At 71.0% G+C, this 23733-nt stretch carries 23 protein-coding genes and 1 pseudogene; 13 read left to right on the top strand and 11 right to left on the bottom strand.

Features of this window, described 5'->3' with window-relative positions; genetic code table 11:
• The first annotated feature begins 185 nt into the window (after positions 1-185).
• Complete coding sequence (locus KUM49_RS35555) at positions 186-353, top strand: DUF3117 domain-containing protein (RefSeq protein WP_003966491.1); 168 nt, start codon at positions 186-188, stop codon at positions 351-353.
• A 104-nt stretch (positions 354-457) separates the two neighbouring features.
• Here KUM49_RS35555 and KUM49_RS35550 read toward each other — a convergent pair whose 3' ends face one another.
• Positions 458-1156, bottom strand: coding sequence for an O-methyltransferase (locus KUM49_RS35550; protein ID WP_308406918.1), 699 nt, complete (start codon positions 1154-1156; stop codon positions 458-460).
• A gap of 235 nt (positions 1157-1391) precedes the next feature.
• Here KUM49_RS35550 and sigE point away from each other — a divergent pair, with 235 nt between their 5' ends.
• The 5 genes from sigE (at position 1392) to KUM49_RS35525 (ending at position 6816) form a co-directional block, all read left to right on the top strand.
• A complete protein-coding gene (gene sigE, locus KUM49_RS35545) occupies positions 1392-2090 on the top strand; it encodes an RNA polymerase sigma factor SigE (protein WP_217241175.1) in 699 nt (232 codons plus the stop codon).
• Positions 2087-3067: an anti-sigma factor gene (locus KUM49_RS35540; protein ID WP_217241082.1), complete on the top strand. Its 981-nt coding sequence runs from the start codon at positions 2087-2089 to the stop codon at positions 3065-3067. Before sigE ends, KUM49_RS35540 begins: the two co-directional genes overlap by 4 nt.
• A gap of 133 nt (positions 3068-3200) precedes the next feature.
• Positions 3201-5279, top strand: a complete 2079-nt coding sequence (locus KUM49_RS35535) for a S1C family serine protease (RefSeq protein WP_217241081.1) — start codon at positions 3201-3203, stop codon at positions 5277-5279.
• A gap of 216 nt (positions 5280-5495) precedes the next feature.
• Positions 5496-5936 (top strand): sec-independent translocase, encoded by a 441-nt coding sequence (locus tag KUM49_RS35530; RefSeq protein WP_217241080.1) that lies wholly within the window; start codon positions 5496-5498, stop codon positions 5934-5936.
• A gap of 223 nt (positions 5937-6159) precedes the next feature.
• A complete protein-coding gene (locus KUM49_RS35525) occupies positions 6160-6816 on the top strand; it encodes a hypothetical protein (RefSeq protein ID WP_217241079.1) in 657 nt (218 codons plus the stop codon).
• A 53-nt stretch (positions 6817-6869) separates the two neighbouring features.
• Here the strand turns inward: KUM49_RS35525 and KUM49_RS35520 are convergent, their stop codons facing one another.
• Genes KUM49_RS35520 through KUM49_RS35510 form a run of 3 tightly spaced genes read right to left on the bottom strand, consistent with a single transcriptional unit; the run spans position 6870 to position 9920 of the window.
• The gene (locus KUM49_RS35520; protein ID WP_217241078.1) at positions 6870-8003 is read right to left on the bottom strand and encodes an Mrp/NBP35 family ATP-binding protein; all 1134 of its coding nucleotides are present in this window, start codon (positions 8001-8003) and stop codon (positions 6870-6872) included.
• Between the two features lie 44 nt (positions 8004-8047).
• Positions 8048-8644 carry a DUF1003 domain-containing protein gene (locus KUM49_RS35515; protein ID WP_217241077.1) on the bottom strand — a complete coding sequence of 199 codons (597 nt, stop codon included), beginning with the start codon at positions 8642-8644 and terminating at the stop codon, positions 8048-8050.
• Positions 8634-9920 carry a magnesium transporter MgtE N-terminal domain-containing protein gene (locus KUM49_RS35510; protein WP_217241076.1) on the bottom strand — a complete coding sequence of 429 codons (1287 nt, stop codon included), beginning with the start codon at positions 9918-9920 and terminating at the stop codon, positions 8634-8636. The genes KUM49_RS35515 and KUM49_RS35510 overlap by 11 nt, the downstream gene beginning before the upstream one ends.
• Positions 9921-10143: 223 nt before the next feature.
• On the opposite strand from KUM49_RS35510, the gene KUM49_RS35505 reads away from it, so the two are divergent.
• Positions 10144-10899 carry a hypothetical protein gene (locus KUM49_RS35505; RefSeq protein WP_217241075.1) on the top strand — a complete coding sequence of 252 codons (756 nt, stop codon included), beginning with the start codon at positions 10144-10146 and terminating at the stop codon, positions 10897-10899.
• A 3-nt stretch (positions 10900-10902) separates the two neighbouring features.
• Here the strand turns inward: KUM49_RS35505 and KUM49_RS35500 are convergent, their stop codons facing one another.
• Together KUM49_RS35500 and KUM49_RS35495 are read right to left on the bottom strand one after the other, a co-directional pair.
• On the bottom strand, positions 10903-11415 hold the full coding sequence (locus KUM49_RS35500; protein ID WP_217241074.1) for a hypothetical protein: 513 nt from the start codon (positions 11413-11415) through the stop codon (positions 10903-10905).
• Between the two features lie 23 nt (positions 11416-11438).
• Positions 11439-12560, bottom strand: coding sequence for a magnesium and cobalt transport protein CorA (locus KUM49_RS35495; protein WP_217241073.1), 1122 nt, complete (start codon positions 12558-12560; stop codon positions 11439-11441).
• A gap of 473 nt (positions 12561-13033) precedes the next feature.
• Between KUM49_RS35495 and KUM49_RS35490 the strand changes: the two genes are divergently transcribed.
• Positions 13034-13630 (top strand): suppressor of fused domain protein, encoded by a 597-nt coding sequence (locus KUM49_RS35490; protein ID WP_217241072.1) that lies wholly within the window; start codon positions 13034-13036, stop codon positions 13628-13630.
• A 39-nt stretch (positions 13631-13669) separates the two neighbouring features.
• Here KUM49_RS35490 and KUM49_RS35485 read toward each other — a convergent pair whose 3' ends face one another.
• The gene (locus tag KUM49_RS35485; RefSeq protein ID WP_217241071.1) at positions 13670-14905 is read right to left on the bottom strand and encodes an MFS transporter; all 1236 of its coding nucleotides are present in this window, start codon (positions 14903-14905) and stop codon (positions 13670-13672) included.
• Between the two features lie 160 nt (positions 14906-15065).
• Here KUM49_RS35485 and KUM49_RS35480 point away from each other — a divergent pair, with 160 nt between their 5' ends.
• From KUM49_RS35480 to KUM49_RS35470, 3 genes are all read left to right on the top strand, one after another.
• On the top strand, positions 15066-15707 hold the full coding sequence (locus KUM49_RS35480) for a DUF6758 family protein (RefSeq protein WP_217241070.1): 642 nt from the start codon (positions 15066-15068) through the stop codon (positions 15705-15707).
• A gap of 117 nt (positions 15708-15824) precedes the next feature.
• On the top strand, positions 15825-16682 hold the full coding sequence (locus tag KUM49_RS35475) for a PHP domain-containing protein (protein WP_217241069.1): 858 nt from the start codon (positions 15825-15827) through the stop codon (positions 16680-16682).
• Positions 16683-16836: 154 nt separating this feature from the next.
• A complete protein-coding gene (locus KUM49_RS35470) occupies positions 16837-17442 on the top strand; it encodes a MarC family protein (RefSeq protein WP_217241174.1) in 606 nt (201 codons plus the stop codon).
• Positions 17443-17528: 86 nt separating this feature from the next.
• On the opposite strand, the gene KUM49_RS35465 is transcribed toward KUM49_RS35470, so the two are convergent.
• Positions 17529-17681: a hypothetical protein gene (locus KUM49_RS35465; RefSeq protein WP_217241068.1), complete on the bottom strand. Its 153-nt coding sequence runs from the start codon at positions 17679-17681 to the stop codon at positions 17529-17531.
• A gap of 219 nt (positions 17682-17900) precedes the next feature.
• Between KUM49_RS35465 and KUM49_RS35460 the strand changes: the two genes are divergently transcribed.
• Complete coding sequence (locus tag KUM49_RS35460) at positions 17901-18794, top strand: NYN domain-containing protein (RefSeq protein WP_217241067.1); 894 nt, start codon at positions 17901-17903, stop codon at positions 18792-18794.
• A gap of 70 nt (positions 18795-18864) precedes the next feature.
• On the opposite strand, the gene KUM49_RS35455 is transcribed toward KUM49_RS35460, so the two are convergent.
• Positions 18865-19743, bottom strand: a complete 879-nt coding sequence (locus KUM49_RS35455) for an alpha/beta fold hydrolase (RefSeq protein ID WP_217241066.1) — start codon at positions 19741-19743, stop codon at positions 18865-18867.
• A 103-nt stretch (positions 19744-19846) separates the two neighbouring features.
• Positions 19847-22414 (bottom strand): DEAD/DEAH box helicase, encoded by a 2568-nt coding sequence (locus tag KUM49_RS35450; protein WP_217241065.1) that lies wholly within the window; start codon positions 22412-22414, stop codon positions 19847-19849.
• A 464-nt stretch (positions 22415-22878) separates the two neighbouring features.
• On the opposite strand from KUM49_RS35450, the gene KUM49_RS35445 reads away from it, so the two are divergent.
• Positions 22879-23634 (top strand): ferritin-like domain-containing protein, encoded by a 756-nt coding sequence (locus KUM49_RS35445; RefSeq protein WP_217241064.1) that lies wholly within the window; start codon positions 22879-22881, stop codon positions 23632-23634.
• On the opposite strand, the pseudogene KUM49_RS35440 reads toward KUM49_RS35445, so the two are convergent.
• A pseudogene (locus KUM49_RS35440) lies at positions 23631-23733 on the bottom strand (IS481 family transposase); the annotation flags it as partial. The gene KUM49_RS35445 and the pseudogene KUM49_RS35440 overlap by 4 nt on opposite strands.

Below are 23733 nucleotides of genomic sequence, written 5' to 3'. Positions count from 1 at the left end.
TGGTTTTGCTCGCGCGCGTTGCCCAAGCGATGCCGACTGATGTTGGTCATCGGGTCCTGAGATGCGGGATAATGGCCTGGAAGCAATGTGTTCGATGCCGGTGTCGTGCGTCCCACCCCGGGACGAGCGTGCCCTCCAGGGCCGTCGGCTTTGACGATGAGCTGGTTTCAGGAAGGGGAACGAGCATGGCGGCCATGAAGCCGCGGACGGGCGATGGCCCGCTCGAGGTGACCAAGGAGGGGCGGGGCATTGTCATGCGCGTTCCGCTCGAAGGCGGCGGGCGGCTCGTCGTCGAGCTGACCCCCGATGAGGCCGACGCGCTCGGTGACGCCCTCAAGAAGGTCGTCGGCTGACGCGGAGCGCGACCATACCCTTTCGGCAACCCCGGTACCGCATGCGGTACCGGGGTTGCGGTTTTGTCGTCCGCAAGGCCGTCCCGATGCCGTTCCCGGAGGGGTCAGCGCTTGACCGCGCAGAGCAGCCCGTCACCCACTGGGAGCAGTGACGGCACGAGTTCCTGGCTCTCGCGCACCGCGCGCAGCAGCTCCCGCAGCCGCAGGACCTCCGTGGGCTGCGGGCCCGAGTCGACCGTCCGGCCGTTGGCGAAGACGCCCTCGAAGACGACCAGGCCGCCGGGGCGCAGCAGACGCAACGATTCAGCGAGGTAGTCCATGACCTCCTGCCGGTCGCCGTCACAGAAGACGAGGTCGTAACCGGCGTCCGCGAGCCGGGGCAGGACGTCCAGGGCGCGGCCCGGGATGAAGCGGGCCCGGTTGCTGGCGAAGCCGCAGGCGCGGAAGGCCTGGCGGGCGAACTGCTGGTGTTCCGGCTCGGGGTCGACCGTGGTCAGCACACCGTCCGGACGCATTCCGTACAGCAGATGGATCCCCGACACGCCGGTGCCGGTTCCGATCTCCGCGACCGCCTTGGCCTCCACGGTGGCAGCGAGCAACCCGAGCGCCGCGCCCGTGCCGGGCGACACCGAGCGCAGCCCCGCCTCGCGGGCCCGGTCACGGGCCCAGTGCAGGGCTTCCTCCTCGGCGACATAGGCGTCGGCGAACGCCCAGCTCGTCTGCCGGTTGCCGGTAATGACCCTCTCCTGTCCCCGTGGTTGCCTGGGCGTGACTGTATCCGTTGGCGTCGGGAACCCGCAGATGGGACCGGGCGTTTAGAGGGGTGGGAGACAGGGCGGAGGGACACGGTTGGATCACGATGACGAGCAGGCGCTCGAGCAACTGCTGACGCAGCCGCACGAGCCGTGTCAGCACAGATCAATTTCTCGTAAAACCGCTTATCCGGAGCTAACGGGCGAGGTGGCTATGGTAGGGGCTCCACTGGACACCACCAGAGCCGACAGGGGAGGTGCGGCTGCACCTGTGGATCGGGGAGGAGTGCTGCGGCGCTTCCTCGGATCGGCGGGCAGGCCGAAATCCGTGAACGACACTGCTGACCACAGTCACGCCGCCGAGTACGCCCAGACCGCGACCTTCTCCACCGACGCGGACGGGCAGGCGTGGACTCCGCCCACCTGGGAGGAGATCGTCAGCACCCACAGCGGCCGGGTATACCGGCTCGCCTACCGTCTGACGGGCAACCAGCACGACGCCGAGGACCTCACCCAGGAGGTCTTCGTCCGCGTCTTCCGCTCGCTGTCGACCTACACGCCTGGCACCTTCGAGGGCTGGCTGCACCGCATCACCACCAACCTCTTCCTGGACATGGTCCGCCGAAAGCAGCGCATCCGTTTCGACGCCCTCGGGGAGGACGCGGCCGAGCGACTGCCCAGCCGTGAGCCGTCTCCGCAGCAGGTCTTCAACGACGCGCACTTCGACGCCGACGTCCAGCAGGCCCTCGACACCCTCGCCCCCGAGTTCCGCGCCGCGGTCGTCCTGTGCGACATCGAAGGACTGTCGTACGAGGAGATCGCCGCGACCCTGGGCGTCAAGCTCGGCACGGTCCGGTCCCGCATCCACCGCGGCCGTTCCCAGCTGCGCAAGGCCCTCGCGCACCGCTCGCCGGAGGCCCGGGCCCAGCGCCGTTCCTTCATGGCCCGTGTTCCCGCGCTGGGGGGAGGGGGCGCGACCGCGTGAGTGGATCACGGCCTACCCCGTCCGAACAGCATCTGGGAGACCGACTCGCCGCCCTCGTGGACGGAGAGCTCGGTCATGAGTCGCGCGACCGTGTCCTCGCGCACCTGGCCACCTGTGCCAAGTGCAAGGCGGAGGCAGACGCACAGCGCCGACTGAAGAACGTCTTCGCGGAGGCGGCACCCCCGCCGCCCTCCGAAAGCTTCCTGGCACGCCTCCAGGGTCTTCCCGCGGGAGGCGACGGCGGCGACTCGCCGTTCGGCGGCTCCGGCTTCGCCGGCCCACTGGCCGGACGGCCCGGGTCCACCGGGGTCTTCGGCCTGAGGCGCGGCGAGCGGTTCGAGTTCGACTACATGCCGGCCCGCCCGCATGCCCCGGTGTTTCCGCCCTCCCCGGCGAACCGTGGCTTCCGCATCCACGACGTCAGCCGTCACGAGGCCGAGCGGTCGGCATCACGCGGGTTGCGGTTCGCTTTCGTCGCCGCCGGGGCGGTGTCCCTGGCCGCGATCGCGCTGGGCGGGGTCGCCACGGTGACCCCGGGCGACACCGTCGCCGACGCGCGAGGCGGTTCCGGCACCGGCAGCAATGTGACACCGGCCCGCACGCAGGGCGCGGGATCCGTCACGGCGCCCGAGAGCCAGCGCCGCCGTGGGCTCGGCCCGCTGCTCGCCCAGGGCCAGAGCCAGGGCTCGCTCGGTGACACCCCGGTCGCCCCGACCGAGGTCTCGGCACCCTTGCTGCCCGGGGTGCAGGCCGCCGCGGTGGGCCGGCTGCACGAGGGAGTCCACTCGCTGGCCGCGCCCGTCATGGCCGGTGCGGCCGCCATGTCCCCTCTGATACGTCCGCTCAGCGCGACCCCGCCGATCGACCTCACCGCGTGGTCCGCGACCCCGGACCTTCTCGTCACCCCCGGCCTCCTCGCCGCGACCGTCCCCGACTCGGCTTCCTCCCCCTCGGCGTCCTCCGTCACCCCCCGCTGACTCGTCGGCCGCTCCCGGCCGACGCCCCGTCTGACCTGCCCCTGCGCGGCGGCTCGGGAACCTGGTTGAATCCAGGGAGTCGTACGTTCGGCGCGTGGGGGCCGCAAGGCGGAGCCCGAGCTGTGGGGGAAGCATGAACGAGGGGAAGCCCGCGAAGGCGAAGTGGTGGAGCCGTCCTCGACCGCATGACCTCGCGGACGCGGCGGAAGCGCCCGGTCCGGTCGTGGACGCGGTGCCCGGCGACGCCGGGAACGGCGTCCACGGCACCGGCGCCGACGGAGACTTCGAACTGAAGGCTCCGGAGAAGAGGCCCGACACGGGGGGCGACTTCGAGCTGGCCCGGCCCAGCGCGATGCCCGCGGTGCCGGAAGGGGAAGCGGCGGTGGCCGGGTCCGCCGCCCACAGCGTGACCGGGGCCGGCGTCGAGCAAGCCCCCGTGCCGGTGGCGGACCGTCCCGACCGCCCCGACCGCCTAGTCCAGCCGGAAGCCGAGACGGCCGCTCCCGCCGCGTCGGCCTCCGAGCCGTCGTCACTTGCCGGTGTGCCCGTTGCCGAGCGCCCCCGGCCCCTGCACGACCCCGACCCCTACAGCACCCCGCCCTACGGCGAGCCGGGCCCTTGGGCCCCTGCCCCGCCCGTGCAACACCCGGCGACCACGCCGGCGCACGGCACGCCCGCACTGGCGCCGACCCGGCAACCCGGCCCATACGTCCCGGCCCCGGGCTCCACCGTCCCGGTCTCGGACCCACACGCCTTGCCGACCCCGGCCGCGACCCCGGCCGTCGGCACGCAGGCGCCGGCCCCCGTCTCCGCCGCGCACCCCGCAGTCCCGGCCCCCGCAGTCCCGGCCCCCGCCGTGCCCAGCCCGCCCCGCCAGCCCGCCGTCGCCCCGGCAGCCCCTGGAGGCCCGGCTGCGCCCGGCGGGGCCCCGGAAGCGCCCCCTGCCCTTTCGTTCGCCGCGGGGCCTTCAGCGGCCCCGCACAGCCCCGCGCAGGGTGCACCCCCCTCCGCCCCCTGGCAGAACTACGACCCCTGGGCCCCGCTTGCCGCCGCTCCCCTCCAGCAGAACGGTGCGGCCGTCCTCACCAAGGACCAGCGGCGCAGGCGCGTGAAGAAGGCGCTCGTCGGCGGGGCCGCGCTGCTGGCGCTCGTGTCCGGGGGCGTCGGCGGCGTCGTAGGGACGTATCTGGAGCGCAATGGCGGGGTCGGGGCCGTCGAGCTGCCGCAGTCCGGGGCCGAGTCGGCCGGCCGGGCTCCGGACAGCGTGGCGGGGATCGCCGCGCGGGCGCTGCCCAGCGTGGTGACCCTGCATGTGAGCGGGTCCGACGAATCGGGTACCGGCACCGGATTCGTGCTCGACGACCGCGGTCACATCCTCACCAACAACCACGTCGTCGAACCCGCCGCCGCGGACGGCGAGATAACCGTGACCTTCCACAGCGGTGACACCGCCAAGGCCACCGTCGTCGGCAGGGACAGCGGCTACGACCTCGCCGTCGTCAAGGTCAGCGGTGTGACGGGGCTCAAGCCCCTGACCCTCGGCAACTCCGACAACGTCCAGGTCGGCGACCCCGTCGTCGCCATCGGCGCCCCCTTCGATCTGGCGGGCACCGTCACCTCCGGCATCATCAGCGCCAAGGGGCGGCCCATCACGGCCGGCGGCGAGAGCGGGGACGGGAGCGACGTGTCGTACGTCGACGCCCTGCAGACCGACGCGCCCATCAACCCCGGCAACTCCGGCGGGCCCCTCCTCGATGCGCAGGCCCGTGTCGTCGGCATCAACTCCGCCATCCGGTCCGCCGACAGCGGCTCCGCCCCGGACGGCGGCCAGGCCGGTTCGATAGGCCTCGGTTTCGCCATACCGGTCAACCAGGGCAAGCGCGTCGCCGAGGAGCTGATCAACACCGGCAAGGCGACCCACCCGGTGATCGGCGTCACCCTCGACATGGACTACGCCGGCGACGGCGCGCGCGTGGGCACCAAGGGAAGCGACGGCGGCCCCGCCGTCACCGTCGGCGGTCCCGGCGACCGGGCCGGCATCGAGGCCGGCGACGTCATCACCGAGGTCGACGGCCAACGCGTCCACTCCGGCGACGAGCTCATCGTCAAGACCCGCGCCCACCGCCCCGGCGACCGCCTCGAAATCACCGTGGAGCGCGACGGCCAGGAGAGGACGATCTCGCTGGTCCTCGGATCCTCCGACGGCGACTGAGACTCACACGAACATCACAGAAGAGGGCCCGTAATGGCCCGATCAGTGGCCTCACAAGGCAAACAACCCGGAAAACCCCACACGTACCCGCACTCGGAGGGCTCGGGACAGTACCCGTCCGACGGGAAGGCCGGGTACCGTGGACCCGGCCCGGACCACGGAAGACCGCACTGACCCCCGAGGGCCGAGGACCGAGGACATCGCAAGGAGCTTCAGGTGTTCAATGACATAGGACCGCTCGAGCTGATCACGCTCGTTGTCCTCGCCGTGCTCGTCTTCGGTCCGGACAAGCTCCCGAAGGTCATCCAGGACGTCACGCGGACCATCCGCAAGATCCGGGAGTTCTCGGAGAGCGCCAAGCAGGACATCCGCAGCGAACTGGGCCCGGAGTTCAAGGACTTCGAGTTCGAGGACCTCAACCCCAAAACGTTCATCCGCAAGCAGCTGGACAACGACGAACTGGGGCTCAAGGAGATCCGCAACGGCTTCGACCTGAAGAAGGAGATGGCCGAGGTCACGGACGCGGTCCACGGCCGTGACAGCGACTCGTCGTCGTCCTCTTCCTCGTCGTCCGCATCCTCCGGCGGCACCGTCGACATGACGAAGAAGCCCGAGACGCCCGCGGAGCGCCCGCCGTACGACGCGGACGCCACCTGAGCCGTACGCCCGGGCGCACGCTCCGCCGTACGTGACGCGTTTCATACTCCTGAGGGACCCTCCACGGCCTGAACGCGCCCTCTGGGCGACCCACCCGCCGGGCGGTTTCCCGGCTGCTCGGAGCAGGGTGGCTATGCTGCCGAGTTGTTGTGCGGAGCGGACGAGTACGCCCGAAGGGGGGCGGGCCGTTCGTTCCGACGAGAGCGAGGAGGCGTCCGGGCACATGGAGACGACGAGTCGGGCAGTCGGGCAGGCGGCGGCCGCGGAGGGTGGACAACAGGTCACCTCCGCCCGGCGCACGGTCGACGGCTACCTGCTGGCGCCCTTCCCGTGGTACGGCCTCGACGAGGCCTTCACGGGACCGCGCTGGCTGATGCAGGTCGGTACGGCGGCCGACGGAGCCGTCGAGCACGGTTCCATCGGACACGGCGACGAGCCCTCCGTACGGAACGAGGCGTCGGAGGACAAGGAGAAGTTCGCGGTGGTGGTCACCGTCGCGGCCAACCCCGTGCGGCGCAGCGCCGACGGCACCGGCCTCCTCGAGGCCACGTCGGTGTCCTCGGCGGCCTGGCTGGCGGGAGTGGGGCTGCTGTCCTTCACCTGGCCGGGCCAGATGGACCACAGCCTGCGTGACGACTGGCTGGACCAGCAGACCGAGACGGCCTGGGCCCTCGCGGACGACCTGGACGGCGACGACTGGTCGACGCTGTCGCTGCCCGTGGACGGCGTTCCGACGACCTTCCACTACCGCGAGTCCGAGTTCGGCTGGGTGCTGGCCGGGTCGACTCAGCAGGGGGTGCACGTGGGGGCGTACGGGAGAGGCATGAGCGCGTACGGGCTCGGCTTCGCCATGATCAAGGACATCGGCACCTACGCATGACAAAGGGGCGCCGGTGGTGTCCGGCGCCCCTTCGCCCACGCCCCCAGGGCGTTCTAGAACTTGTTCCTTGGCGTGATGCCCAAGGACAGGCCCGACAGACCCCGCTGCCGTCCCCCCAGCTTCCCCGCGATCGCCCGCAGGGCCGCGCCCGCCGGGGAGTCCGGGTCGGACAGGACGACCGGCTTGCCCTCGTCGCCGCCCTCGCGGAGACGGACGTCGATGGGGATGGAGCCGAGGACCGGGACGGTGGCGCCCGTCGTACGGGTCAGGCCGTCCGCCACCGACTGGCCGCCGCCCGTGCCGAAGACGTCGACCATCTCGTCGCAGTGCGGGCAGGGCAGGCCGGACATGTTCTCCACCACGCCGACGATCTTCTGGTGGGTCTGGACGGCGATGGAGCCCGCCCGCTCGGCCACCTCGGCCGCCGCCTGCTGAGGCGTCGTCACGACCAGGATCTCGGCGTTCGGGACCAGCTGGGCCACCGAGATGGCGATGTCGCCCGTGCCGGGCGGCAGGTCGAGCAGCAGGACGTCCAGGTCGCCCCAGTACACGTCCGCCAGGAACTGCTGGAGGGCGCGGTGGAGCATCGGGCCGCGCCAGACGACCGGGGCGTTGCCCGGGGTGAACATGCCGATCGAGATGACCTTCACGCCGTGCGCGGACGGCGGCATGATCATGTTCTCGACCTGGGTCGGACGGCCGTCGGCGCCCAGCATGCGCGGCACGCTGTGGCCGTAGATGTCGGCGTCGACGACACCGACCTTCAGACCGTCCGCGGCCATCGCCGCCGCCAGGTTCACCGTCACCGACGACTTGCCGACGCCGCCCTTGCCGGAGGCGACCGCGTACACGCGGGTGAGGGAGCCCGGCTTGGCGAAGGGGACCTCGCGCTCGGTCTGGCCACCGCGCAGCGCGGTCGCCAGTTCCTTGCGCTGCTCGTCGCTCATGACGTCGAGTTCGACGTCGACGCGGGTGACGCCCTCGACCGCCGAGACCGCATCCGTCACGCGCTGCGTGATCGTTTCGCGCATGGGGCAGCCGGAGACCGTCAGGTACACGGCGACCGCGACCGCTCCGTCCGTGCCGATCTCCACGGACTTGACCATCCCCAGTTCGGTGATGGGTCGGTTGATCTCGGGGTCGTTCACCGTCGCCAGTGCTTCACGCACCGCGTCTTCCGTAGCCATAAGGACGATGGTACGGCGCCCGGCGGGGGCTGCGGAAAGCCCCGTCACCGGTCGTCTACGTCACGTGCCCGCGACCGTTCTGCCGGGAATACGACATGGCCGTCGTGCCGCCCGTCCAGTTCCTTGACCAGGTCCTGCAGTTCGGAGCGGATCCAGTCCCGGGTCGCGACCTCACCGAGGCCGATCCGGAGCGAGGCGATCTCGCGGGTCAGGTACTCGGTGTCGGCGATCGACCGCTCGCTCGCCTTGCGGTCCTGTTCGAGGTTGACCCGGTCACGGTCGTCCTGCCGGTTCTGCGCGAGCAGGATCAGCGGGGCCGCGTAGGAGGCCTGGAGCGACAGCATCAGCGTCAGGAAGATGAACGGGTAGTTGTCGAAGCGCAGGTCACTGGGCGCGAAGATGTTCCACAGCACCCACAGGATGATGACGATCGTCATCCAGACGATGAACCGCCCGGTGCCCAGGAAGCGCGCGATGCGCTCCGACAGCCGCCCGAAGGCCTCCGGGTCCCACTCGGGCAGGAGCCGGCGCCGGGGCGGGCGGGGCTGGTCGAGGCGGGGGCGGGAGCGGGTGGTGGCGGTCGCGCCCGCCAGAGTGCGCTCCCGGGCGGCCTCGCGGGTGCTCTCGCGCTCAGGAGCCATGGGGGGCCACCTCCTCGTCCTCGTCGAGGTGGAACTCGGTCTCCCGCCAGTCGTCGGGCAGCATGTGGTCCAGCACGTCGTCCACGGTCACCGCGCCCAGCAGCGACCCGGCCTCGTCCACGACGGGCGCCGCGACCATGTCGTACGTCGCGAAGAACCCGGCGACGAGGGGCAGCGCCGCGTCCGGGGCCAGCGACTGCAGGTCGTCGTCGAGGATCGAGCTGACCAGCGTGTACGGAGGGTCGCGCAGCAGCCGTTGGAAATGGACCGTGCCGAGGTACTTGCCGGTCGGGGTCTCGTCGGGCGGCCGGCAGACGTAGACCTGGGCGGCGAGGGCGGGGGACAGGTCGGGGTTGCGGACGCGGGCGAGCGCGTCGGCGACGGTCGCGTCGGGCCGCAGCACGATCGGCTCGGTCGTCATCAGACCGCCGGCCGTGTGCTCCTCGTACGCCAACAGGCGCCGCATGTCGGCCGCGTCGGAGGGCTTCATCAGGCTCAGCAGCCGCTCCTGGTCGCCCTGGGGCAGCTCGGAGAGCAGGTCGGCCGCGTCGTCCGGGTCCATCGCCTCCAGGACGTCGGCGGCCCGCTCCTCCTTCAGCTTGCCGAGGATCTCGATCTGGTCGTCCTCCGGCAGTTCCTCCAGGACGTCGGCCAGGCGGTCGTCGTCGAGGGCGGCGGCGACCTCGGCGCGCCGCTTGGGGGAGAGGTGGTGCAGAACGTTGGCGAGGTCGGCCGGGCGCAGCTGCTCGAACGTGGCGAGGAGGCTCTCGGCGCCCTGTCCGTGCTCCTCGAGGGAGAAGCCGGTGACGGCGGACCACTCGGCGGTCAGGGTCTCGCCCTTGCGCCGGAAGGCGCCGCCCTTGCCGCCCTTGCGGACGAAGACGCGGTCGATCTCCCAGTCCCGGCGGGCCGGCAGCTGCTGCACCGCGACGTCCAGGACCGTGACCTCCTCCTTGGTCTCGACGAGCGTGACGCGTCGGTCGAGGAGTTCCCCGAAGACCAGCCGCTCGGTGGGCCGCTGCTCGAAGCGGCGGACGTTGAGGACGCCGGTGGTGATGACCTGGCCGGACTCGATGCCGGTCACGCGGGTGATGGGCAGGAAGATGCGGCGGCGCGTGGCGAGTTCGACGACCAGGCCGAGCAGGCGTGGCGGCCGCCGTCCGACGCGCAGCATGACGACCAGGTCGCGCAGGCGGCCGACCTGGTCGCCGGCCGGGTCGAAGACGGCGACGTCGGCGAGGTGCGAGACGAAGATCCGGGGGGCGCCCGCTGCCATGGCTGTGCTTCCTTTTCGTGCGGGATTCGTACGGAGTTGTGTCCTGGGCCGCTGGGTGGGTCTCTTTTCCGAATTGCCCGCTCGGGTGGGCTTCAGGCTAGCCCGTCCCGTTCGGATACGCGCTGGTGAGGGGTCCGGACGGTCTGGCTCCGTCCGTGCTGCCGGGCCCCGGTACGCTGCCGTACGCCGCTGAAGGACCCTTGTCAGAAAGGCAGCCCCACCTGTGACTGCGATTCCCCGGCGCCGTACCCGCAGGGCCGCACTGACGGGCGCGCTGTGCGCCCTCGTCGTGACGGGGACCGGCCTGACGGGATGCGGCGAGGACCCGGACGCGGGGACCAACGGCGTCGGCAAGCTGCCGGCCGACCAGATCCAGTCCAGGACGCGTACCGCGGCCGGGTCGGCCGAGGCGGTCCGGCTCTCCGGGAACGTGGTCGCAAGCGGGCGGACGTACAAGCTCGACATGCGCCTGAAGTCCGACGGCGGCTCCGGCTCGGTCACCTCCGAGGACGCGACCTTCCACCTGCTGCGGATCAAGGAGCAGCTCTTCCTCAAGGCGGACGCGGGCTTCTGGACCGACGCGGACGGCAAGGGCGACGGCTCCGACGCCGACGCGGCGGCGGCCGACAAGCTCGACGACAAGTACGTGAAGGTGCCGCAGGGCGACCCCTCGTACAAGAAGTTCAGCGGCTTCACGGACATGGACGTCCTCCTCGACGGTCTGCTGACGCTGCACGGCACGCTGGAGACGGACGGCCACCACGAGCAGGCGGGTGTGCGCACCATCCGCATCGCGGGCGACGACGGTTCCGGCGGCACGCTGGACGTCTCCTTGGAGGGCAAGCCGTATCCGCTCCGCCTGGTACGGGCGGGCGGCGCCGGCACCCTGACCTTCTCGGCCTGGGGCAAGACCTTCGCTCTGACGGAGCCGGACAAGGACGAGACGGTGGACTACGGCAAGAAGCTGCCGGCGTCCTGACGGCTACCGTCGCTTGCGACGCTTCAGCAACAGTCGCGGCAGCCCCGCCGGAACCGGCTCACGCGTCGTCGCCGGCGTCGGCAGCGGCGCCTTCGCCAGATCGCCGTCGGGCAGCGGTGACGTCGTGCCGGTGGGCTCCAGGCGCAGTACCCGGCATTCGCGGGCCCACCGCTCCGTCATGGCCTCGCCGTCCGGGGCGTTCAGCCGTTTGCCCTTGAGCTCCGCGACCGCCGCCTCCCACTCGGGGGAGCGGGACGCCAGCTCCACGACCGTCGCCGCCCAGGAGACCAGCCGGCCGCCCTTGTCCTTGCTGCGGACCGTGACCTGGGCCGTGGTCTTGTCGGCCAGCCCGGGCAGCGGCTGTTCGCCGGGCCCGTCGCCGATCAGACAGGCCGCGCCCTCGTGCCACACGTGCCACAGTGCGCGGGCCGGGCCGTCGGGGCCCTCGACCCAGATGAGGCCGGACTTCTTCGTGGCCTCCTCGACGAGGGCCTGGTCGAGCAGCTCGCTAGTCATGGGCTCAGCCTATCCAGGGGTCTTCAGAGCCAGCCGTTGCGCTTGAGGGTGCGGTGGATGCCCACGCAGAGGGCCACCGTGACCGACATGATCACGGGATAGCCGTACTTCCAGTGCAGCTCCGGCATGTGGTCGAAGTTCATGCCGTACACCCCGCACACCATCGTCGGTACGGCGATGATCGCGGCCCACGAGGTGATCTTGCGCATGTCCTCGTTCTGCGCGACGGACGCCTGCGCGAGGTTGGCCTGGAGGATCGAGTTGAGCAGTTCGTCGAAGCCGAGGACCTGCTCCTGGACGCGGGCGAGGTGGTCGGCGACGTCCCGGAAGTACTTCTGGATGTCCGGGTCGATCAGCCGCATCGGGCGCTCGCTGAGCAGCTGCATGGGGCGCAGCAGCGGAGAGACGGCCCGCTTGAACTCCAGTACCTCACGCTTGAGTTGGTAGATCCCCGCCGAGTCGACACCGCGCGAGACGCCGCCCCGGCGGCCCGGTGAGAAGACCTCGGTCTCCACCTCGTCGATGTCGTCCTGCACCGCGTCCGCGACCGCGATGTAGCCGTCGACGACATGGTCGGCGATCGCGTGCAGTACCGCCGAGGGTCCCTTGGCGAGCAGCTCGGGGTCGTCCTGGAGCCGGTGGCGCAGTGCCCGCAGGGAGCCCTGGCCGCCGTGCCGGACGGTGATGAAGAAGTCCCGGCCGGTGAAGCACATGACCTCGCCGGTCTCGACGACCTCGCTGTTGGCGGTGACCCGGTCGTGCTCGACGTAGTGGATGGTCTTGAACACGGTGAACAGGGAGTCGTCGTAGCGCTCCAGCTTGGGGCGCTGGTGGGCCTGCACCGCGTCCTCCACGGCCAGCGGGTGCAGCCCGAACTCGCTGGCGATACCGGAGAATTCGGCCTCGGTCGGCTCGTGCAGCCCGATCCACACGAAGCCCCCGTCGCGGCGCACCAGGCGCATCGCCTCGTGCGGCGTGAGCGGCTTCGGCATCTCGACGCGGGCGCCGTCGCGGTAGACGGCGCAGTCGACGACGGCGGACGGGGTCGAAGGGTCGCGGGTGGTGTCGTAGACGCTGCTGCTGTCCTTGCGCAGGGAGACGCGGGACGGGCGGACGACGGCACGCAGGTCGCGGATCATCGACATGGCAGGCTCCTTCGTGACAGGCAACGAAAGGCCGCCGAGGCGGTTGGAACTGCCCGGAATGGGGACGTCCTGACTGCGGATGTTTGGCACGTCCACAAAGCGGGGAGCACCGCACCGTCGCGGTGGCGAGCTTCGCTACTGATTCAGCTACTGCCGGGAACAGGCAGTTCGGACAGATCAGGTAAAACGAAACGAAGCGCTCTTCCGCGGTGAAGCGAGTGCGAGAGGTGGCAGCCAGCCAGGGCCAGAGCAGCTACATCAGCGGCGGGAAGAGCGGGTGCTACTGCACGGTCGACTTCGGTCCATTGCAGCCCCACCTCCTCCGGCCGGTCCCTCGTAAGGGAGTTCCTTCGGCGTCGGGGCTTGATCGCGACGCTTCTGCGTGCTGCCCCGAACCACCGGGCCAGAGTACCAGTCGACCGAAGTGTCAAGGCGCTGCTTTGCCCGGTACTGACGAGTTCTATGCTCGCGTCATGGCTGATGTTCTTCCTCTGGTCGAGGCCCGGTTGCGCAGTGCGCTGGGCGAGCCGGACGCGCGCGCGGCGGTCACCTTCCTCGGCACGGACCGCATCGAGGTGCTGCGTTTCCAGGACACCGGCCAGGAGGGCGGCGTGGTCCGCTACGCCACGCTCGGCATGTCCGCGCAGCCCATGGCCGACCCCACCGCGGTGCTCGCCGACCCCGTCAAGGGCCCGCGCGCCGAACTGCTCCTTTCGGTACGAAGCGGTCTCGCCGAAACCGACAAGGTACTCCGCCCGCTCGCCGTCCTCGCCGCTTCCCCGCAGGTCGAGGGCGTGGTCGTGGCCTCCGGCGCCTCCCTCGACGTCGGTGAGCCGCTGTGGCCCGGAGCCCCGTTCACCTCGGTCCTGGTGGGTGAGCCGGGCGGCCTGGTCGAGGATCTGGAACTGGACGAGCCCCTGGACCCCGTACGGTTCCTGCCGCTGTTCCCGATGACGCCGAACGAGGCGGCCTGGAAGCGGGTGCACGGAGCGCAGGCCCTCCAGGAGCGCTGGCTGACGAACGGGACGGACCTGCGGGATCCGTCCCGCAAGTCCGTCCCTCTGGAGTGAGCGATCTCACCAACCGGTGGCTGAAAACCGCCAGTTGACTCAGCCGGCGAAAACGGTGACGCCGTCCTCGACCGCGTGCCTCGGCTCCAGCTCCTCGGCCTCGTGCGCGAGCGCCTTCCGTCGTACGACGACCACGAGCGCACCCAGGGCGGCCGTCACGGCCGCGACGACGAACGGCATGTGGATGTCGCTCCACTCCTCGATCTTCGGCGCGAAGTAGGGAGCGGCGGCGGCCGCGAACCAGCGCACGAAGTTGTAGCCCGCGCTCGCCACCGGGCGCGGGGCGTCCGACACCCCGAGCGCCAGCTCCGTGTACACGGTGTTGTTCACGCCGATGAAGGCGCCGGACAGGATCGTGCAGACGATGGCGGCGGTGTGGCTGCCGTACCCGAGGACGAGCACGTCGACCGCGAGCAGTACCAGCGAGCCGCCGAGCACCTTCAGTGAACCGAACCGCTCCTGCATACGAGGCGCCACGATCACGGAGAAGACGGCGAGCAGCACGCCCCAGGCGAAGAACACGGCACCCGACTTGTACGGGGTCATGTCCAGCACGAACGGGGTGAAGGCCAGCACGGTGAAGAACGTGTAGTTGTAGAAGAACGCCGACACCGCCGCCGAGGCGAGTCCGCCGTGGCCGAGCGCCTTGATCGGGTCGAGCAGTGAGATCTTCCGGGCCGGCTTCGGCTGTTCCTTCAGGAACGCCGTGATGCACAGGAAGCCGATCGCCATCAGGAACGCGGTGCCGAAGAAGGGGTAGCGCCAGCTGGCGTCGCCGAGCAGCGCGCCCAGCAGGGGCCCGCAGGCCATGCCGAGGCCGAGGGCGGACTCGTACAGCAGGATCGCGGCCGCGCTGCCGCCGGCCGCCGCGCCGACGATGACCGCGAGGGCCGTCGAGACGAACAGCGCGTTGCCGAGGCCCCAGCCGGCCCGGAAGCCGACGAGTTCGCCGACCGAGCTCGAGGTGCCCGACAGGGCCGCGAAGAGTACGACCAGGGCCAGGCCGAGCAGCAGGGTCCTGCGGCCGCCGATGCGACTGGAGACGAAGCCGGTGACCAGCATCGCGATCGCGGTGATCAGGAAGTACGAGGTGAAGAGCAGCGAGACCTGGCTCGCCGTGGCGTCCAGGCCCGAGGCGATGGACGGCAGGATCGGGTCGACGAGTCCGATGCCCATGAAGGCGACGACGGACGCGCCCGCGGTCGCCCACACCGCCCTGGGCTGCCGCAGGATGCCACCGGCTCCCGCGTCGAAGGGGTCTTTGGGGTCTCCCATCGTGTTCTCCCATCACGCCGAAGATAGTTGGTATATGCACACAGTAAGTTAGGTCGGCTAAATAATGCAAGCTGCATGCAACTTCGCCGGTGAAGGGCTTCCGCCCGGACGGGTGATCAGTCCTTGACGTGGAGGGGCGGGGGTAGGACCGTGGGGCCCTATGAGGGGCGAACCCAGTTGCCCGAAGTGTGGTGGCCGGGTCAGGGCTCCCGGACTCTTCGCCGATACCTGGCAGTGCGATGCGCATGGCACCGTGCACCCGGTGCAGCCCGTGATCCCGCCCAGCGTCGAGGCCCTCGAAGTCGTGGTGCACCGCACGCAGGTACCGGTGTGGATGCCGTGGCCGCTGCCAGTCGGCTGGCTGTTCACCGGCGTGGCCTGCGCGGGCGACGACCGCGGCGGCGGCCGCGCCACGGCCGTGGCGTGCTCCGGACCCGGACCGCTCGGCGGAATGGGCGAGCTGATCCTGGTGGCCGAGGAACTCGGCGTCGGCCTCGGCGCGCGGTACGCGGGCATCGACGGCCCGGACCCGGGGCCCTACATGAGCGTCGAGAAGCCGCCCCAGGCCAAGGTCCTCGCCGCCGGCCGCCCGACCCCGCTGTGGCACGTGGCCGGCGCCCCGGACGACCGCGCGGTCTTCGCGGGCGAGGCGCTCGGGCTGTGGGTGTGGGCGGTCGTGTGGCCCGAGCAGTCCGGGCTGCTGATGTACGACGAGCTGGTGCTGACGGATCTGCGGGACGCGGGTGCCGAGCTGGAGCTGGTGCCGTGCGGTGCGTTGTCACCGAGACTGCTGGAGCCCTAGGCGGCGGCCGGGCGCTTGTGTAGGGGGCGCTGTGTGGTTGCGGGTGTGACAGGGGAGCTCGAAAATCCGGTTATCCTTGAGCTTCCCTCCGTCCCGTCATCGCTTGGAGTCCGCGTCGTGCGCATCGACCTGCACACCCACTCCACGGCCTCCGACGGTACGGACACCCCGGCCGAGCTGGTGCGCAACGCCGCCGCGGCCGGTCTGGACGTGGTAGCGCTGACCGACCACGACACCACCCGAGGACACGCCGAGGCGATCGCCGCGCTGCCGGAGGGGCTCACGCTGGTCACCGGCGCCGAGCTGTCCTGCCGGGTCGACGGGGTCTCCCTGCACATGCTGGCCTACCTCTTCGACCCCGAGGAGCCCGCCCTGCTCGCCGAGCGCGAGCTGGTGCGGGACGACCGGGTGCCGCGGGCGCGGGCCATGGTCGCCAGGCTCCAGGAGCAGGGCGTGCCGGTCACCTGGGAGCAGGTGGCGCGGATCGCGGGCGACGGCTCGGTCGGACGCCCCCATGTCGCGACCGCTCTGGTCGAACTCGGTGTCGTACCGACGGTGAGCGACGCCTTCACGCCGGACTGGCTGTCCGACGGCGGCCGGGCCTACGTGGCGAAGCACGAGACCGACCCCTTCGAGGCGATCCGGCTGATCAAGGGCGCGGGCGGCGTCGCCGTGTTCGCCCACCCGGGCGCGAGCAAGCGCGGGCGTACGGTCCCGGAGTCCGCGATCGCCGAGCTGGCCACGGCCGGACTCGACGGCATCGAGGTCGACCACATGGACCACGACCCGGACACCCGGGCGCGGCTGCGTGGCCTCGCCAAGGAGCTCGGGCTGCTGACCACGGGGTCCAGCGACTACCACGGCAGCCGCAAGACGTGCGTGCTCGGCGAGAACGTGACCGATCCCGAGGTGTACGGGGAGATCACGCGACGGGCGACGGGGGCGTTCCCGGTGCCGGGGGCCGGCGGAGCCTGAGGGTCACGCCCCCGCGCACGCCACGACCGTCGCGCTTGTCGCGCTGGTCCCGTTCGTCGCGTTCTTCGCACTGGTCACTGGTCGCGTTCTTCGCGCTGGTCACGTTTCTCGTGACCCTCAGGTCCTCATCCGTTTGTCGCTCAGCAAGGCCCTCATGTTCGACCTCGCCGTCTTCGGCTCCCTGTTCCTGACCCTCTTCGTCATCATGGATCCCCCCGGGATCACCCCGATCTTCCTCGCGCTGACCTCCGGGCGCCCCGGCAAGGTGCAGAAGCGGATGGCGTTCCAGGCCGTCTGCGTGGCCGGCGGCGTGATCACCGTCTTCGGGCTGCTCGGGCACCAGATCCTCGACTACCTGCACGTCTCCGTGCCCGCGCTGATGATCGCGGGCGGGCTGCTGCTCCTGCTGATCGCGCTGGACCTGCTCACCGGCAAGACGGACGAGCCGAAGCAGACCAAGGACGTCAACGTCGCCCTCGTACCTCTGGGCATGCCGCTGCTGGCCGGGCCGGGTGCGATCGTGTCGGTCATCCTCGCCGTGCAGAAGGCCGACAGCGTCCCGGCGCAGGTGTCGGTGTGGACGGCGATCCTCGCCATCCATGTCGTCCTGTGGGTGGTGATGCGGTACTCGCTGCTGATCATCCGGGTCATCAAGGACGGCGGCGTGGTCCTGGTGACACGGCTCGCGGGCATGATGCTCTCCGCGATCGCCGTGCAGCAGATCATCAACGGCGTCACCCAGGTCATCCAGGCGAGCTGAGAGTCGGCACCCGCCGGGTACGCGCAGAGCCCCCGTACGGCGTCGACGCCGTACGGGGGCTCTGAAACCTGTAAGGGATCCCGGGGTTACGAGGCCGAGGTCTCGGCCGGCCGGATCCACAGTCGCTGGCCGATCGCGGCAGCCTGCTGAACGATACGGTTGACGGAGGCGGCGTCCACGACGGTGCTGTCCACGGCCGTGCCGTCGACATCGTCGAGTCGCATGATTTCGAAGCGCATTGGCTTCTCCCTTCGTCTGGTCATCCTCCTGCGGAGAACTACTTCAGTTGCGTCTGGTGGCGTTGTGCCATCTGTACGTAGTCAACGGGCTGCGTGTTACAAACATTCCCTACGCTAAAGAAATTTTTCGAACGGCTAATTACTGACCGGTAAGCCACATGGACTGGACTGACCGGGACCAGTTGTGTTCGCAGCGTGACCGCCAGGACAATGGAGGCGATGAACGACGACCTCGCGGCCCTCAGCGCCCGCATCGACCGCACCAACGAGCTGCTTCAGCGCATGCTCGCCGAGGTGGCGAAGACGCCCTCGACCCATGCGATCTTCGTCGACGCGGGATACCTGTACGCGGCCGCGGGACGCCTGGTCTCCGGGACGGAGGACCGCCGCGCCTTCGACCTGGACGCGGAAGGGCTCATCGAGGCGCTGATCGACAAGGCCCGCACGATCTTCGCGGACAGCCGGCTGCTGCGGGTCTACTGGTACGACGGCGCGAGACGCCGTATCCACACCGCGGAGCAGCAGTCCATCGCCGAGCTCCCGGACGTCAAGGTCCGGCTGGGCAACCTGAACGCGAACAACCAGCAGAAGGGCGTCGACTCCCTCATCCGCTCCGATCTGGAGTCCCTGGCCCGCCACCGCGCCATCAGCGACGCGGCACTCCTCGGCGGCGACGAGGACCTGGTCTCGGCCGTCGAGGCGGCCCAGGGGTACGGCGCCCGCGTCCACCTCTGGGGCATCGAGACACCGGAGGGCCGCAACCAGGCCGAGCCCCTGCTCTGGGAGGTCGACAGCCAGCGCACGCTGGACCTCGACTTCTTCAAGCCGTACGTGTCCCGCCGCACGGGCCCCGCCTACGAGTCGACGGCGTCCCGCCCCACCCGTGAGGCCGTCCGCTTCGTCGGCGCGCAGATCGCGGCGAAGTGGCTGGCGGCGAGGGGCCGCGAGTCGCTGGTGGAACTGCTGCCCGGCCATCCCTATCTGCCGGGCTCGGTGGACCAGGACCTCCTGGTGGAGGCGGAGGGCCTGCTCCAGTACTCGCTCCGTGGACAGCCCGACCTGAGACGCGCCCTGCGGGACGGCTTCTGGGAGCACCTGCAGGCGCAGTACTAGCCCGAACCGGCACTGGTCCTGGTCCTAATCCTGGTCCTGGTCAGTTCCGGTCCTTGCCCCGCTGCCGCAGTCAGTCCGTGTTCGGCTGGAGGCCGTCCCAGAAGTCCGCGAGGGCGCGGGCGGTGGGCATGGGCTGGTCGGTGTTCGGGGAATGCTCGGCGCCCGGGACGACCGTCCGCCGCGCCTTCAGCCGTACGGCCATGTCGTCCAGCAGCGCCACCGGCCAGGTGTCGTCGTGGGCGCCCGACAGGACATGCGACGGGAGCGGGACGGCGGCCAGTTCGGCAACGCGGTTCGGCTCGGTGCACAACTGGTGCCCCGTGGCCCGGAGTTGGGCGGGCTTGTTGCCCAGCCAGCGGCGGCGCAGCTGCTCCATGCCGCCGATGCCGCGGGCCGGGCCGCCGACCTCCTCCGGTGGCCCCATGGCCAGGATGGCCTCCCACACCTCGGCCATGCCCATCACGGCGAGCGCGTCCCGCAACAGCTTCACGCGCTGCTGCTGGGAGTCGGAGATCTGAGCGGGTCCGGAGGCGATCAGGGTGAGCGAGCGGAACGGGGAGTGGTCGAGCAGTACGGCAGCGCGGGCGATCTGACCGCCGAGAGAGTGTCCGAGCAGATGCACGGGGCCCTCAAGGGCGCCGGCCTGGGCGAGGACGTCCCACGCCAACTCGTCCTGCGCGTAGGCGGATTCGTCCTCCGCAGGCCCGTCCGACTCGAACTGCCCCCGCCCGTCCACGGCCACGACACGGTACCCACGCCCCGCGAGCGGCTCGTGCAGCAGCGTGAAGTCCTCCTTGCTGCCCGTGAACCCGGGCAGCATCAGCACGGTGCCCTTCGGCTCGACACCGGGGGGCACGGGCGAATCGACGACGGCGAAGGCCCCACGCGGGGTGTGGAGGGGGTAGGCACGGGCGTTGGGGGGTGCGGCGAAGAAGGCTCGGCTGCTCACGGAGGGAGGGTATCGGTCGCGGTTCCGCCTCCGGGCGCCGGTGAGGGCCGGGAACGCCGACGGCCCGGTTCGCGCGAGGCGAACCGGCCCGTCGGGCGGGAGATCAGCTCTCCGTGGGCTCCGTGGCTGCCGCGGTCTTACGGGCCCGGCGCCGAGGCGCGGCCACCGGTTCTGCCGCGGCCTGGGCCGGGATGGCGGCGGTCACCGCGGGCTCCGCGGCCTTGCGGGTGCGACGACGAGACTTCGTCTCCACATCCTCCGCCGCCTCCACGGCCGGTTCGGCCGCAGCGGCGGTCTTGCGCGTACGGCGGGGCTTGACCTCAGCCGCCGCCTCGACCGCGTCACCCTCAACTGCCTTGGCAGCGGCGGTCTTCCGGGTACGACGCGGCTTGGCCTCCGCACCTTCGGCGGTGTCGACCGCTGCCTCGGCCGGAGCCGCGGCAACCGTCTTGCGCGTGCGACGCGGCTTGGCCTCCACAGCCTCGGCGGTGTCGACGGCTGCCTCGGCCGGAGCCGCGGCGGCGGTCTTGCGCGTGCGGCGCGGCTTGGTCGCCGTGCCCTCGGCGGTGTCGACCGCTGCCTCGGCGGTGGCGGCGGCCTTGCGCGTACGGCGGGGCTTGACCTCGGCCGGCTCCGCCTCCGGGGTCGCCTGCGCCGGGATCTCGGCGGCGACGGCGGGCTCGGCGGCCGCGGTCTTGCGGGTACGGCGACGCGGCTTGGCCTCCACGGCCTCTGCGGTGTCGAGAGCGGCCTCGGCCGGAGCCGCTGCCGCCGTCTTGCGCGTACGACGGCGAGGCGTGGCCTCGGCTGCTTCGGCTTCCGGCGTGCCGGTCCCCTCGGCGGTGTCGACCGCGACCTCGGCCGCAGGGGCAGTCGCAGCCGTGGCCTTGCGGGTACGCCGACGCGGCGCGGCGGCGGGAACCTCGGCCTCCGGCACCGCCGGGACCTCCGTCACCGTCTCGGGCGTGGTGGACTCGGCCGTGTCGACCGCGGTCTCCGCGGACTTGCGGGTCCGGCGGCGGCGCGGCTTCGCCGGGATCTCGGCGGTGTCGAGGACAGCCGTGCCCTCGGCCGTGGCGACGGCGGCCTCCGCGGCCTCCGTGACCGGGGCGGCCTCGGCCACCGTCGGCTCGGTCGTCACGGCTGCCGTGGCCGGCGCCGCCTCCGACGATCCGCCGCGGGTGCGGCGACGGCGACGCGGGGTCCGGGTCGCGGTGGCGGTGGCGTCCTCCGGCGCGGTGGTCTCCTGCGGGGCGACGACACCCTCGACGGGAGCCGTCCCGGCAGGAGCGGTCGTGTCCAGCGGGGTGCCGTTGCGCGTGCGGCGACGGCGACGCGGCGTACGCGCCGAACGCTCGTCCTCGGCCGAACGGGACTCGTCCCGACCGCCTCGGTTGTCGCGGTCACCGCGACCTCCTCGGTCACCACGTCCGCCGCGGTCACCACGGCCTCCGCGGTCACCGCGCGCACCACGGCCGCCCGTCTCGCCCAGGTCCTCCAGCTCCTCCGCCCCGAGCCCGGCGCGCGTGCGGTCGGCGCGCGGCAGGACACCCTTGGTGCCAGCGGGGATGCTCAGCTCCTCGAAGAGGTGCGGGGAGGTCGAGTACGTCTCCGGCGGGTCGTTGAACCCGAGGTCCAGCGCCTTGTTGATGAGCTGCCAGCGCGGGATGTCGTCCCAGTCGACGAGCGTGATCGCGATGCCCTTGGCGCCCGCGCGGCCGGTGCGGCCGATGCGGTGCAGGTACGTCTTCTCGTCCTCGGGGGACTGGTAGTTGATGACGTGGGTGACACCCTCGACGTCGATGCCGCGGGCGGCGACGTCGGTGCAGACAAGGACGTCCACCTTGCCGTTGCGGAACGCGCGCAGTGCCTGCTCGCGGGCGCCCTGGCCGAGGTCGCCGTGGACCGCGCCGGAGGCGAAACCGCGCTGCTGGAGCTGGTCGGCCAGATCGGCCGCCGTCCGCTTCGTACGGCAGAAGACCATCACGAGACCGCGGCCCTCGGCCTGCAGTATCCGCGCGACCAGCTCGGGCTTGTCCATGTTGTGCGCGCGGTAGATGTGCTGCTTGGTGTTCGCGACCGTCTTGCCCGCGTCGTCCGGCGAGGTGGCGCTGATGTGCGTGGGCTGCGACATGTAGCGGCGCGCGAGGCCGATGACCGCGCCCGGCATGGTCGCCGAGAACAGCATCGTCTGACGGCGGGCCGGCAGCATGTTGATGATCTTCTCGACGTCGGGCAGGAAGCCCAGGTCGAGCATCTCGTCGGCCTCGTCGAGGACGAGTGCCTTGATGTGCTTGAGGTCGAGCTTCTTCTGACCCGCGAGGTCCAGCAGACGGCCCGGGGTGCCGACGATCACGTCGACGCCCTTCTTGAGGGCCTCGACCTGCGGCTCGTACGCCCGGCCGCCGTAGATCGCGAGAACGCGCACGTTGCGGACCTTGCCCGCGGTCAGCAGGTCGTTGGTGACCTGGGTGCACAGCTCGCGCGTGGGGACGACGACGAGCGCCTGCGGGGCGTCGGTGAGGTCCTCGGGCCGGGCGCGGCCGGCCTCGACGTCGGCGGGGACGGTGACGCGCTCGAGGAGGGGGAGGCCGAAGCCCAGCGTCTTGCCGGTGCCGGTCTTGGCCTGGCCGATGACGTCGCTGCCCGAGAGGGCGACGGGAAGCGTCATCTCCTGGATGGGGAAGGGAGTGATGATGCCGACGGCCTCTAGTGCTTCGGCCGTCTCGGGAAGGATTCCGAGCTCTCGGAAAGTCGTAGTCAGGGTGCTGCCTCTTCTGTGTGCGCGGCGCGAGGGCGAGCGCGGGGGTCGTCTAGGACCGTGCTGGGGACGTCGACTACTGCCTTACGGGCGAGCCGTATGACACGGGACCACTGCCGACGCTCTAGCGCTCGAACCGCTGAGGGTCCCCCTCCGAACTTCGTACGCACTGCGTCGTACGGGCGAGGAGGGCTGTCGGGTCGGAGCCGATCGGGCCACCGACCGGGCATCCTCATTCATGCAGCCCGTCGAATAGTCGGCGGGCGCATTACCACTGTACCCCGGAAACGCGCACACGCGATGGCCGATTTGGTCACGTAGTCGTCGTCACACTGATTGAGCAGGGACTTCCGTGGCGCGGCGAGCGAGCTATTGTGCGCTGCATGACGACCTCTGACAAGCCTGACAACGCCTCCGCCGGATCTGTCGCACACACCGGAGTCGCCGCCCAGGACTGGACGCAGGCCTCCGCCGAACCTCAGTACCGCGCCGCGGTCGTCGACCTGCTCGGCGCGCTCGCGTACGGCGAACTGGCGGCGTTCGAGCGGCTCGCGGAGGACGCGAAGCTGGCGCCGACCCTTGCGGACAAGGCGGAGTTGGCGAAGATGGCGTCGGCCGAGTTCCACCACTACGAGAAGCTGCGCGACCGGCTGACGGAGATCGGCGAGGAGCCGACCTCGGCCATGGAACCGTTCGTCGCCGCGCTGGACGGGTTCCACAAGCAGACGGCGCCCTCGGACTGGCTCGAGGGGCTCGTCAAGGCGTACGTCGGCGACTCGATCGCCAGCGACTTCTACCGTGAGGTCGCCGCCCGGCTCGACACGGACACCCGCGAACTCGTCCTCGCCGTCCTCGACGACACCGGCCACGCCGGCTTCGCCGTCGAGAAGGTGCGCGCGGCGATCGACGCGGAACCGCGCGTGGGCGGCCGACTCGCGCTGTGGGCGCGGCGGCTGATGGGCGAGGCCCTGTCGCAGTCCCAGCGGGTGGTCGCCGACCGGGACGCGCTGTCGACGATGCTCGTGGGCGGCGTCGCGGACGGCTTCGACCTCGCCGAGGTCGGCCGGATGTTCTCCCGGATCACCGAGGCGCACACCAAGCGGATGGCGGCGCTGGGGCTGGCGGCCTAGCTGTACTGCCCTGTGAGGTTGGGGACGCGGCTGGCGGGTGGTTGGCCTTTCAGAGCGGTGTGTCCTCGGTGGTGATTGTAGGTGTGCAGCCACTCCGGG

The organism is Streptomyces sp. AC555_RSS877, assembly GCF_019049245.1.
GTDB lineage: Bacteria > Actinomycetota > Actinomycetes > Streptomycetales > Streptomycetaceae > Streptomyces.
Note: the sequence above shows the minus strand (reverse complement) of the source record. Positions and strands in the feature narration are given on the sequence as shown.